At 43.1% G+C, this 12,524-nt stretch carries 12 protein-coding genes; 9 read left to right on the top strand and 3 right to left on the bottom strand.

Going from position 1 to position 12,524, the window contains the following annotated elements:
• Positions 1 to 18 precede the first annotated feature (18 nt).
• Positions 19 to 225: a hypothetical protein gene (locus tag KFQ09_RS08125; RefSeq protein ID WP_008342164.1), complete on the bottom strand. Its 207-nt coding sequence runs from the start codon at positions 223 to 225 to the stop codon at positions 19 to 21.
• A 114-nt stretch (positions 226 to 339) separates the two neighbouring features.
• Here KFQ09_RS08125 and KFQ09_RS08120 point away from each other — a divergent pair, with 114 nt between their 5' ends.
• Positions 340 to 876 carry a ribonuclease FAU-1 family protein gene (locus KFQ09_RS08120; protein WP_216099405.1) on the top strand — a complete coding sequence of 179 codons (537 nt, stop codon included), beginning with the start codon at positions 340 to 342 and terminating at the stop codon, positions 874 to 876.
• Positions 877 to 911: 35 nt separating this feature from the next.
• On the opposite strand, the gene KFQ09_RS08115 is transcribed toward KFQ09_RS08120, so the two are convergent.
• The gene (locus KFQ09_RS08115; RefSeq protein ID WP_255836194.1) at positions 912 to 2,525 is read right to left on the bottom strand and encodes a S8 family peptidase; all 1,614 of its coding nucleotides are present in this window, start codon (positions 2,523 to 2,525) and stop codon (positions 912 to 914) included.
• A 188-nt stretch (positions 2,526 to 2,713) separates the two neighbouring features.
• Here KFQ09_RS08115 and KFQ09_RS08110 point away from each other — a divergent pair, with 188 nt between their 5' ends.
• The 4 genes from KFQ09_RS08110 (at position 2,714) to KFQ09_RS08095 (ending at position 7,205) form a co-directional block, all read left to right on the top strand.
• Complete coding sequence (locus tag KFQ09_RS08110) at positions 2,714 to 4,198, top strand: amidase (protein WP_216099406.1); 1,485 nt, start codon at positions 2,714 to 2,716, stop codon at positions 4,196 to 4,198.
• Between the two features lie 45 nt (positions 4,199 to 4,243).
• On the top strand, positions 4,244 to 4,807 hold the full coding sequence (locus KFQ09_RS08105; RefSeq protein ID WP_008342160.1) for a TetR/AcrR family transcriptional regulator: 564 nt from the start codon (positions 4,244 to 4,246) through the stop codon (positions 4,805 to 4,807).
• 80 nt (positions 4,808 to 4,887) lie between these two features.
• Complete coding sequence (locus KFQ09_RS08100; RefSeq protein WP_025206682.1) at positions 4,888 to 5,910, top strand: quercetin 2,3-dioxygenase; 1,023 nt, start codon at positions 4,888 to 4,890, stop codon at positions 5,908 to 5,910.
• Positions 5,911 to 6,071: 161 nt separating this feature from the next.
• Positions 6,072 to 7,205: a zinc-dependent alcohol dehydrogenase gene (locus KFQ09_RS08095; RefSeq protein ID WP_046342536.1), complete on the top strand. Its 1,134-nt coding sequence runs from the start codon at positions 6,072 to 6,074 to the stop codon at positions 7,203 to 7,205.
• A gap of 21 nt (positions 7,206 to 7,226) precedes the next feature.
• Here the strand turns inward: KFQ09_RS08095 and KFQ09_RS08090 are convergent, their stop codons facing one another.
• On the bottom strand, positions 7,227 to 7,664 hold the full coding sequence (locus tag KFQ09_RS08090; protein ID WP_007498406.1) for a MarR family winged helix-turn-helix transcriptional regulator: 438 nt from the start codon (positions 7,662 to 7,664) through the stop codon (positions 7,227 to 7,229).
• Positions 7,665 to 7,926: 262 nt separating this feature from the next.
• Between KFQ09_RS08090 and KFQ09_RS08085 the strand changes: the two genes are divergently transcribed.
• The 4 genes from KFQ09_RS08085 to KFQ09_RS08070 all read left to right on the top strand — a co-directional run bounded on the left by KFQ09_RS08085 (position 7,927) and on the right by KFQ09_RS08070 (position 12,524).
• Positions 7,927 to 9,435, top strand: coding sequence for a class I adenylate-forming enzyme family protein (locus KFQ09_RS08085; RefSeq protein WP_046342537.1), 1,509 nt, complete (start codon positions 7,927 to 7,929; stop codon positions 9,433 to 9,435).
• Positions 9,436 to 9,502: 67 nt separating this feature from the next.
• Positions 9,503 to 10,885, top strand: a complete 1,383-nt coding sequence (locus KFQ09_RS08080) for an amino acid permease (RefSeq protein ID WP_017358611.1) — start codon at positions 9,503 to 9,505, stop codon at positions 10,883 to 10,885.
• Positions 10,886 to 10,985: 100 nt separating this feature from the next.
• Complete coding sequence (locus KFQ09_RS08075) at positions 10,986 to 11,351, top strand: VOC family protein (RefSeq protein ID WP_008342155.1); 366 nt, start codon at positions 10,986 to 10,988, stop codon at positions 11,349 to 11,351.
• Positions 11,352 to 11,663: 312 nt separating this feature from the next.
• Entirely contained in the window at positions 11,664 to 12,524 is an 861-nt protein-coding gene (locus KFQ09_RS08070) for an alpha/beta fold hydrolase (protein ID WP_041508187.1), read from the top strand.

Raw genomic sequence — 12,524 nt, 5'->3', positions numbered from 1 at the left:
CGGGACTCTTCCTTTTTCTCATGACACCCATACGTTCAGTGCCATATATGAAAAGCACCAAGAGATTAACCCGAACATGACAAAGAATTTCAACACATGTTCATAAGGGGTTAGCTTTCGATCTCTTTTCGTTTTCACAAGCCGCCAGTAAAGGGCATAACCACAAAAAACCAAGATGATTTGTCCGAGTTCTGCTACGGTTTCGATGATTGTGATTCCGTTCATTTGTTTTCACCTCACCATATGTCTTCCATAGGCAGCAGCAGTGAACCTTTATTTCTTCAAAAGAAAGCAGTGTATACTAGAATAAGAAGTAGATGCAGAAGGGGTTGTGACCGATTGTTTCCGCTATATGCAAATTCTTGGGATGACGTAATCGAGAGAAAAATCAAATACGATGATCAGGTTGTGGAACATACGTGTCAGCTGTTAGATGCACAGGAGCAGCAAGTCGTGTTGTTTCATAAAATTCAAGAACCATTTACAATGGTTGCTGGTGATGGCACTGTCACGATTCCAAAAGGGAGTTATACGACCGCCTATTATTGGACGGACCGGCCTTACAATGTCTATTTTTGGAGGGATGATCAAGGCAATGAACTTGGCTCTTATTTGAATATCGTCAGACATACATGGTTTGAAGAACAGGCGGTTGTTTTTGAAGATTTATTGATTGATCTACTCGTTCTTCCGAATGGTGATTTCTTTGTTTTGGATGAAGATGAACTGCCGGAGAGTTTAGCTTCCTTTGAGCAGGGCTCGGTTCATCGAGCACTCCGTGATGTCATCCATTCGATAGCGCACATCCTCGATCAAGTGAGGCTGGATGCGAAAGGGAAATATCATCACACCCTGTTTCAGAAGATGTTGAAATAGAAAAACGATTCCTTGCTGAAAGGAATCGTTTTTTATCAAACCTTGATCCGGTTTAGTCGTTTTTGTAAATCAGTTTTTGTTTTAGATGCTTTTAGTTGTTTGACCGCACTTTGAGCGGTTGCTTTTGTTTTCTTTGTTCGTTTGGCTTCGGCTTTTTTGACTTTTTGTTTGGCATCTGTCACTTTCTTTTGATAGGCGACTTGTTTTTTGACTTTGTCGAGCCGGTTTTGCAGGCTTGTTTTTTCTTTGCCTTTGGATAGCTTTTTAATGGCCGTTTGGGCACTTTTAATCGAGCCTTGGGTTTTACTTTTTTCAGCTGATTTGACCTTCGCTCGTGCGTCACGAATATCAATGGCTGTTTGGACTTTTTTGACTCGGTCAGTGAGTGCGGTTTTTTGCTTGCTGGCAGTGAGTCTGCCAATTTTCGTTTTGGCTTGATCAACATCTGTCTGTTTTTTAGATGTTTCGGCTGTCTTGACTGCGCTTGTCGCAGCCTTTAAAAAGGTTGACTGCGGCACATATTGCACGCGGCCATAGCCGAATTGTGGATCTTTTCCTTTTGCGCCAAGATCCACTGTATAGCTGCGCAATAAAGTGCGGAGCTGAACATTTGTTTTCTTAGGATGTAGCTGTTTTAACAGCGCCAGCATCCCTGTGACATGTGGTGCCGCTTGTGATGTACCCGTTGCATACCAATATTCATTTTTCAAATAGGTACTGATGACGTTCTCGCCGGGAGCGGAAAATTCAATTCCTTTCCCCGTATTAGAGATGGAGGCGAGTTTGTCTTTGTCAGTCGTTGCGGAAACAGCAATGACGCTATTGTATGCGGCAGGATAACTAATCCCATTCTTCTTTCCATCATTTCCACTTGCAGCAACGACCAGCAGTCCTTTTTTGTATGCTTCATCAACTGCTGAACGTAAAATCGGAATGTTATCTTCAAAAGCTAGACTAAGGTTGATGATATCCATCTTATTGCTAATCGCCCAATCAATGCCTCGGAGCAGACTGTATAAGTCGCCTTCTCCTTTTTTATCTAATACTTTTACAGCATACAGCTTCACACCAGAAGCGACGCCGACCGTACCGTAATCATTATTGAGCGCCCCAATTGTACCGGCGACATGTGTTCCATGTCCTTCATCATCTTTGTAAGAAGACGTGTAATCGACGAATGATTTACCACCGGCTACCTTTAAATCTTCATGTGGGAAAATACCAGTATCCAGAACGGCTACTTTCACATTTTTCCCTGTCACGCCTTCTTTGATTGCTTGCTTTACATTGAACTTCTGCAAGTTATAAGATTTTTGTACCAAAGCATCCTGACCAGTAGCAGCAGCCGTTTTCTTCACGGTAGAAGCAGCGAGTTTGACCCTAACGTTTTTTGAAACATAAGCGATGTTTGGGTCTTTTTTAAGTGAGGTGACAGCTTGCTCATCTGCTGTCACTGCTACAGCTGGAAGATGTATGTATTGAGCGTTCACTTTTTCACTTTCTTGAATAGCCGTTTGTTTTCCTTTTTGATTTTTATAGACGATGATGACATCTGTTTCTTTTGGTGGTGCAGCTGCCTGCGAATGGAAGGGCAAAGCAGTTGTCAAAGCAAGAAGAAACGCGATGACCACGACGATTTTCTTTTTCAAGGCAATGGCTCCTTGCATATGAGGTGACCTCCGTCTTTTTTTCTTTATTATATCGGAGAAATAAGATAGATGGTTAGAAGAATCATAGTCTAGAAAGAAAGTTTTTTTCACACGTATCCCGAAATTGAATTTCATAGAATTCTAGTAGACAATAGAGAGATCATAATATGAGAAAGAAGGACATGCCGATGAATGTAAAAGAGTATATGACGTATGATGCGACGGGACTGGCGTCACTTGTGCAGAAAAAGCAGGTCACGCCCGAAGAGCTTGTACAAGCTGCATTTACTAGATTGGAAGAAGTGAATCCAGTACTAAATGCGGTGATTCATACTAGACGAGATCAAGTGTTCAAAGACATGAAGTCACTAGATGCGGATCAGCCGTTTGCTGGTGTTCCGTTTGTGTTGAAAAATATATCGCAGGGGCTGGAGCATGAACCTTTGACAGCGGGTGCTTTGCTGTTAAAGGATGTAAAGGCGCAAACAGATTCCCACTTTGTCCGTCGATTGAAGCAGGCTGGGCTCCTCATGATCGGTCATACGAACACACCTGAATTCGGATTGAGAAATGTGACAGAACCCTTTTTATATGGTCCGACGAGAAACCCTTGGAATGCTGACTATTCTCCGGGCGGTTCAAGCGGCGGGACGGCAGCAGCTGTGGCAAGCGGTATCGTACCTGCGGGTGGAGCGAGTGATGGCGGAGGGTCTATTCGGATTCCGGCATCCTTTACTGGTTTATTTGGACTCAAGCCAACAAGGGGGAGAACACCGGTCGGCCCGGGTGCAGGAAGGCAGTGGCAAGGAGCTTCCATTGACTTTACGCTCACAAAAACAGTTCGAGACAGTGCAGCCCTGCTTGATTTGCTTCAAGTCATTCAGCCAGAGGCTGCGTTCCAAACGCCATTATATGACGGCAGCTATCAGGAGGATTTGGTGAAACGAACGTCTTCTATGCGAATTGCTTACAGTGTAGACTCTCCAGTAGGCACGAAGGTGAGTGAGGAAGCAAAGCAGGCAGTCTTGAACACTGTGAAATGGCTGAGTGAACAAGGGCATCAAATAGAAGAAGTGAAGCCGGACATTGATGGTGTCCATCTGATGCAGCAATATTACGTCATGAACAGCGGTGAAATGTCTGCATTATTTACCTCTCTGGCTCGTTCATTCGGGCGTCCGGTGAAGCCGGAGGAGACAGACATTGTGGCATGGGTACTGGCGGAAGCAGGAAAAAATGTGACGGCTGCTGCTTATACAGAAAGTCTTGATGCATGGGATATGGCCGCTGCAAAAATGGCCGCATTTCATCAAACCTACGATCTATATGTGACCCCAGCTACTGCCTATTCGGCTCCAAAGGTTGGCGAGCTGATGCATAACGATCAAGAAATTGCTGCATTGTTACGTGTGTCATCCCTTTCAATGCAAGCACAGCAGGATCTGATTTATGAAATGTTCCTCAAGAGTTTGACCTACACACCATTTACACAGCTGGCTAACCTAACCGGCCAGCCATCTATGAGTGTGCCAGTTCATCTCACAGAAGCAGGCATGCCTTTAGGCATACAGGTGACAGCACCGAAAGGAAAAGAGGACTGGCTGCTCAGACTGGCGTCAGAAATAGAATCATCCTCATTATGGAAAGGATCGCATCCATTACTGAATCAATAATACAATGGCATCGACGTTGGTCTATGGAGGAAAGGAGTGTCACACGTGAGTACGAAGGACAAAATCATTCAAACGGCCGCACTTCTTTTACGTAAACAGGGGTATCATGCGACAGGGTTGAATCAAATCATTCGAGAGAGCGGCACGCCGAAAGGATCTCTTTATTATTACTTTCCAAATGGAAAAGAAGAGCTAGCCATAGCAGCCGTTGAATATATGAGTCAAAGGGTCATCGATCAAATTGAAGCAAGCTTTGCCTATTCTGATGACCCATATGTCGCCGTCGATCATTTTATGACAAATATTATTCGGGGTTTTATGGAGCAAGAAAGTGAAAGAGGGATACCGATTGTCTTACTGGCGGCAGAGTCAAAACCTGAACATACAAAACTTCATGCTGCATGCAAACAAGAAATGATCCGCTGGCAAGAGCTTGTCAAAGAAAAGCTGATGAATAGCGGATATGATGAAATAAAAGCGGATGAGAGGGCATCTCTCCTTCATTCAATGGTCATCGGCGGATTATCAATGACTACTGCATTAAAGCAAACGACACCTTTAGAGCACGTAAAATGTTACCTTAGACACTTATTTATGCGAGAAGAGTAAAATCTCTCGCATATTGCCTATCTATTATATCAATTGGTCTATATAATAAAGATAGTCAATTAGTCATGAGGAGTGATGGGATGTCGGAGCAACCACAATCGATCAAGCAATCCGAAGATACCTCTTTTTATACCGTGTCCGGTTCGGGGGAGCTGTATGGTTTGGAAAATCAGCTTGTACATGTGCTGGCAGAAGCAAATCAAACAAATCAACTGTTTGAGCTTGTCTTAATCACAGGTGGGAAAGGTGCTTACTTTCCGCTGCATTGTCATGAGACGCTATTTGAAACCATCTTTGTGCTGGAAGGGAAGCTGGAAGTGATACTGGACGGTAAAAAGTATATGGTGACGGCCTGCGATTATATTCATATTCCGCCCAAAACAATTCATGGCTATAGAATGCATAGTCACAAAACAAGGTTTATTTCTTATACACTGGGCGGGCAAATGACAGATGTCTATCAGCAAATCGGAAAGAGGCTGTTGCAGAATGAATGGCCGATGACTGATCACCCATTTGATGCAGACAGCTTTCATCAGGCTGAAAAAGAAAGCGATATCATGTTGATGCATGGCATTAGGGAGCTATCCAATACAACCAAGCCAGCTGTTTTGTTTCATAGTCAGCTCCCGCGCGCAGTGCAGCCATATGTGCTGGAGGCTGGTGAAGGAAAGCAATACATGGTCGAAGGTCAGCTTCATGAGCTGATTGCGACAACGGAAACAACAGGAGACGGATTTAGTTATTTTGTGATTGAAGGGACAAAGGGAAAAGGGTTACGTTCGCATTATCATGAAATGCATACAGAAGCACTTTATTGTGTTGAAGGCAGAATCAATCTTCAGTTAAACGGAGAAAATATTTGCTTGATGCCAGGGGATTTTGCCTATATTCCTCCGAATACCGTTCACTCGTATGAATTCGTGTCTCATTCAAATAAAATGTTGGTTTTGCTGCTGCCTGGCTATATTGAGCAAGTGTTTGAACAATTTGAAGAAGCACAAAGTCCAGGTATGTGCCCTTATTTTATACAGGAAGGGGACATGATGGAGGATGGGGAGACCTCTGCTCAGTATGATTTGGTGTTTGTCGAAGAAAAATAGCTGTGTAACGCGTTACACAGATTTGAATAAACAGCCTGTCGAATCAATCGGCGGGTTATTTTGTTTTCCCTTGTGGAACAGCATCCCTATTCATATGTATGAACCATCCATTCAAGGTGAAGCTATAGAAATGATGACTTGAACTAAAGGAGGAAATGCAAATGAGAGCTGTCACCTATCAAGGGAAAAGCCGCATTGCGGTAAAGGAAGTAGCTGCACCATCCATACAAGATCGTGAAGATGTCATCGTTCGGATAACATCTACAGCTATTTGTGGGTCAGATTTACATTTATATCAAGGGAATTTCCCGCTTCCTATCGGCTATGTGATTGGGCATGAACCGATGGGGGTGGTAGAGGAAGTCGGGCCGGATGTCACTGCGGTGAAAAAGGGAGATCGTGTCGTTATTCCATTTACCGTGGCGTGTGGTCAATGCCAGTATTGCCATCACCATTTAGAAAGTCAATGCGATCACTCAAATCCTCATTATGATTCAGGCGGACTTTTTGGATACAGTGAGAAATATGGGAATTACCCCGGAGGACAGGCTGAATATTTACGTGTGCCCTTTGGAAACTATACACCATTTAAGGTGCCGGATGATTGTGAGCTAGAGGATGAACAATTGCTGTTTTTATCAGATGTTCTGCCAACTGCTTATTGGAGTGTAGAACACGCAGGTGTAAAAAAGGGGGATACAGTCATTGTGCTGGGGTGTGGACCTGTTGGGTTAATGGCACAGCAATTTGCTTGGCAAAAGGGCGCAGAGCGGGTCATTGCTGTTGATTACATTGACTACCGTCTACATCATGCAAAACGAATGAGCGGCGTAGAAGTATTTGATTTTACAGAAGACCCTGACATGGGAGAAACCCTAAAGGAGCTCACAAAAGGCGGGGCGGATGTTGTCATTGATTGTGTGGGGATGGATGGGAAAAAGTCACCGCTTGAAAAGATTGAACAGAAGCTCAAGCTGCAAGGCGGAACGATAGGGCCCATTCAAATTGCCACAAAAGCCGTGAGGAAATGCGGGACTGTTCAGCTGACGGGTGTGTATGGAGGTCTTTACAATATGTTCCCATTGGGTGCTTTTTTCGCAAGAAACGTCACGCTGAAAATGGGACAGGCACCGGCGAGAGGGTACATGTCAAAGCTTTATCAAAAAGTGACAACCGGGGAAATTGATCCTAAAGCGATCATCACACATCAATTACCGCTAGATGATGCAGCTCATGCGTACCACATATTCAATGAAAAACAAGATGATTGTATAAAAGTCATCTTAAAGCCATAAAAAGAAGGCTTAGGATATTTCCTAAGCCTTTAATGTGCGCTCGTCCATCATTTTTTCGATTAATTCAAAAAATGTTTTTTTATCTTCTTCTGATAGGTGATTGAACAGTTGATTGACAAGCAGCTGACGATTGTCGATCATTTGTCTGGCGATTTGTTCACCTGATTCAGAGAGTGTAATCCATACCGTACGGCGGTCATTGTTATTTCTAGAGCGGATAATCAGCCCTTCATCTTCTAAGTGATTGAGAGCGGTTGTTGTTGCGGAGGGAGATAATGAAACTTCCTGCAGAATATTTTTCACAGTACATGATTGATGGCGGTAGATGATGCGTAAAATAAACCCTTTTACATTCGTGACGTTTTTGGGGATATTCTCTTCATCTATTCGTTTCGTCGCCTTTAAATACTTTGTCAGTGCATGGTCTAACAAACTTGCCTCTAGCTCGAAATGTTGCATTCTCCATACCTCTTTTCCTATTGCATTCGCATTTTCCGATCAATTACTAGGTCTATATTATCATAATAAGCATCATCATTTAAACCAAAATGGAAGACGGCTATAAAATTACCTATATTATCAATTAATAAAAGGAACAATTCCAAAATGAAATGATTTTACTTTCACCTTTTTTTATTTTAGAATGTGAATGAGATAAAATCTGCCAATCCAATTCACTGGAAATTGGCTATTGGACATCAAACGTTTGGAGATGAAGATATTGAATACTTTACAGGCATTACTAAACGACAGAATGGAACGCTCTTCACAAATTGAAGCGGTAACTGGCGGAGGTGTGTCTTATACATTTGAAGAATATGCAAAACGCATTGATCAGCTAGCGCATTACTTACATCGTAAAGGAATTCGAAAAGGTGACCGGGTGTGCTTTATTTGTCAAAACCATCATCACTTTTCTACGATTATGCTGGCAGCCATTAAAGCAGGTGCAGTCGCCGTACCGCTTAGCTGGCAGCTTACCTCTTTTGAGCTAGAAGGTATCTTGAAAAAAGCAGAGCCAAAGGCTTTATTTTTTGACCGTGAATTCCGTGACATTATTGCGGCAGTGAATGTGTCTTTAGAAGATTGTCTCATGGTGGAATCTGGTGTCAATGCGAAAACAACACAGCTGTTTGAAGACATATTGGCGTCTAATGATGGAAGTGATCTTGCTGAACAGGTATCAGAAGAAGATTTGGCCATGATTTTATTCACTTCAGGTACAACAGGTAATCCAAAAGGCTGTATGGTCGGACATGGACGAATCTATCAATTTTTAACAAGACGTGGGAATCGAGGATTTGATCTGAAAGGAAAACGGTACTTGGCAAGTCATCCGCTGTATCATATGAGTTCTATTAATCACTTGATTGCAGCTGCAATTGAAGGGTATACGTTAGTCTTCTTACATGATGCAACACCGAAACGCATTTTAGAAACGATTGAGAAAGAAAGAATTACGTTTATGATGGCTTTCCCATCAGCTTATACGTACATGCTAGAAGAAATGAAGCGCGGTTCGTACGATCTCTCATCTTTTGAAATTGCGATTTCTGGTGGTACGAAGGTACCGGTACGCTTAATTAAAGATTACAAAGAAGTAGGCATTCAGATGATGCATGGCTACGGAAGTACAGAAGCGTGGGTTGTGAGTGCGTGGCATCCAGCGATGGGTGAGGATAAGATGGGCTCTGCTGGTAAAGTGGATCCGGATGTAGAAGTCAAAATCGTGCATCCTGAGACAGAGGAGGCGCTCCCAGCTGGAGAAATTGGTGAGGTCGTCATGAGAAGCCCATTTTATTTCTTAGGCTACTATCATCAACCTGAAGCGACAGAGAAAGTGCTCAAAGATGACTGGTTCCATATGGGGGATGCAGGCTATCTGGATGAAGACGGTTTTCTTTACATCACAGGGAGATACAAAGATGTGATTCTATACGGTGGGGATAATATTTATCCTGACCAAGTGGAAGAGGTCATTGATCAAATTCCAGGTGTAATTGAATCTGCTGTCATTGGGGTACCAGATGACTTATATGGCGAAGTACCAAGTGCGTATATCGTAAAAGACGAATCTGTCGATTTCTGCGAAGAAGATGTGTTGAATTACTGCAAGGAACGTTTAGCAGATTACAAAGTGCCATCCATTCATTTCACGCAGGATCTGCCAAAAAATAAACTTGGTAAAATCATGAAGAAAGATTTACGTGAATTGGTTGTGAATGCGTAGGACCTATTCTGCTATAATGAAATTTGAATGATTTTTTTGTTTTTCTAACGTTTTGGAGGGAAAGGGTTTGCGACATATACTTCGTAAGAAACACATTCACGATTTGTTAGAACAGAGCAGACAGCAAAAGGTAAAGAAAACACTGGGCGGGCTCGATCTCACGCTCCTTGGCATAGGGGCTGTGATTGGGACGGGGGTCATGGTGTTAACCGGAATTACAGCAGCTAAGGATGCAGGACCGGCTGTTATTTTCTCCTTTGCGATCGCAGCGATTGTGTGCAGTTTAGCAGCACTTTGTTATGCAGAAATGGCTTCTGCGCTGCCTGTGTTCGGCAGTGCGTACATTTATTCATATACCACAATGGGTGAGCTCGTAGGTCATCTCATGGGATGGACGTTATTATCTGTTTATATGCTGACTGCTTCAGCTGTAGCGAGTGGCTGGTCGAGTTATTTTAACAGCCTGCTGGAGGGGTTTGGAATCTCAATTCCACATCAATTTTTAGCTGGTCCAGAACAAGGCGGATATATGAATTTGCCAGCAATTATCATTGCTTTACTCATTGCGTGGATCCTATCTAGAGGAACGAAAGAAAGTAAAAAATTCAATAATATCATGGTGTTTGTGAAACTTGGCATTATTGTTCTTTTCATTGTAGTAGGTGGTTTTTATGTAGAGCCAGCCAATTGGCAGCCGTTCATGCCGTTTGGTACGGAAGGGATTATTGCTGGTGCCGCTGCTGTGTTTTTTGCCTTTTTAGGATTCGATGCCATTTCAGCTTCTGCAGAAGAGGTGAAAAATCCACAGCGGAACCTGCCAATTGGTATTATTGGTTCATTGCTCATTTGTACGATCATTTATATTGTCGTTTGTTTGGTCATGACAGGCATGGTGCACTATACGAAGTTGAATGTGACAGAGGCAATGTCTTATGTATTGCAAAGTGTCCATCAACATAGCGTGGCTGGTATTATTTCTGTCGGTGCTGTGATTGGATTGATGGCTGTGATTTTCGCCAATAATTATGCGGCAACTCGAATTGCTTTTGCGATGGGGCGGGACGGGCTCTTGCCTAAAGTGTTTTCAAAAACAAACAAAAGTGATACACCTGTTGCCAGTATATGGGTGATTGGCGGGATGACAGCTGTTATTTCAGGGTTTATTGATTTGAAGGATCTGTCCAACCTAGCCAATATCGGTGCATTATTAACGTTTGCGATGGTGAGCTTATCCGTACTCATTTTGAGAAAGACACATAAACAGCTGGAAAGGGGATTCCGGGTTCCGTTTGTACCGGTTTTGCCAATTATCTCGATGGGCTGTTGTGTGTTCCTGATGCTCAATTTACCAGGCCGGACATGGCTGTACTTCGGGGTTTGGCTGATGATCGGTGTCGTCATGTACGCAGCATATTCTAACAAACATAGTGAATTAGCGAAATCTGCTTGAGAAAAAGGTGCAAATCCGTTGACGATTTGTGCCTTTTTTCATACGATTTGGGATAAGCTATATAAGAGATAATGAACGGAACAAGAGGAGGATGAGGGAAATGATCAGCGTTAGTCCTTATATTGTCGTAGAAGACGTCAAAGAATCTCTTCAATATTATCAAGGAATTTTTGGCGGAGATATTCGTATCTTAAATGAACATCAAGACCGTGTATTGCATGCTGAGCTACACCTTGGAGAATCACTGCTCCACTTTTCAGATACATTTGGCCGCACACCAAAACCGGAGAATCTTCGATTGATCATGCAGTTTGACAATGAGGAAGAGTTAAAGGCTGTATACGAGGCGCTTGAAGCTGACGGAGATGTCCTTGTAGAATTACAGGATACGTTTTTTGGCGCACTTCATGGACAAGTACAAGATCGGAAGAATGGTCTGATATGGGTGCTGAATTATATGAAATAAATAAAGACCTTCACCCTTGTGAAGGTTTCAGCGTGTAGACAAACCCTCGCATTCGGTGTCAGTCCTGCGTGCTGGTGCTCACGAATGTGAAATTCGCTCCGCGCCAGTACTCGTCCTTCCTAGACTTCAAAGGTTTTCTATCACGCTGAAAAGAAGACAAAGGGCTAAAATCAAGTTCATTTTAGCCCTTTGTCAACAATCTGAGACCTTCACCCTTGTGAAGGTTTTTTTGTGAGTGTTTTTATTTTCTGAAAAATGGAAAATATGCTATGTTGGAAGAATGATAAGACATGGGGAAAGGGTGGAAAAGGAATGGATCAAGTTGAGTTTCAATATATTCAAACAAACGGCATAAAGCTCCATACAGCAATGGCTGGTCCTGAAGATGGCCCACTGCTGGTCCTGCTGCATGGATTTCCTGAGTTTTGGTATGGTTGGAAAAATCAAATCCTCCCCCTAGCTGAGGCGGGGTATCGTGTCGTTGTTCCTGATCAAAGGGGATACCATCTGAGTGACAAACCAGAAGGAGTCGAATCATACGTCTTAGACAAATTAAGAGATGATATCGTGGGATTAATTAAGGCGCTGAGCCCAAATCAAAAGGCCATTGTCGGCGGACATGATTGGGGTGGAGCTGTTGCTTGGCATCTTGCTTCAACCCGTTCTCAATATGTAGAAAAATTAATCATCGTCAACATGCCGCATCCTCGTGTGATGATGAAGGTCCTTCCGTTTTATCCGCCGCAGTGGAAGAAGAGCTCTTATATCGCGTTCTTTCAGCTTCCAAATGTACCAGAGGCAGCCCTTCAAGAAAATCACTTTCAAAGACTGGATGAAGCCATTGGATTGTCTGCTAGACCTCATCTGTTCACGAAGGAAGATGTCTCAAGCTATAAGCTGGCATGGACGCAGCCGGGAGCCATTACGTCCATGTTGAATTGGTATCGAGCGATTAAAAAAGGCGGCTTTGAAAAACCGATTTCCAAACGAATTCTCGTGCCTGTCCGAATGATTTGGGGAATGGAGGACAAGTTTCTAAGCAGAAAGCTCGCAAAAGAAACGATCAAAATTTGCCCAAATGGACAGCTGATTTTTGTCGATGATGCCACCCATTGGATCAATCATGAAAAGCCAGATGTCGTGAATAAGCTCATACTCGAATTTTTAACATAA

The sequence above is a fragment of the Bacillus sp. FS02 genome (assembly GCF_024398395.1).
GTDB lineage: Bacteria > Bacillota > Bacilli > Bacillales > Bacillaceae > Bacillus > Bacillus altitudinis.
The sequence above is the reverse complement of the archived record's forward strand: the minus strand, read 5'-3'. Positions and strand labels throughout refer to the sequence as shown.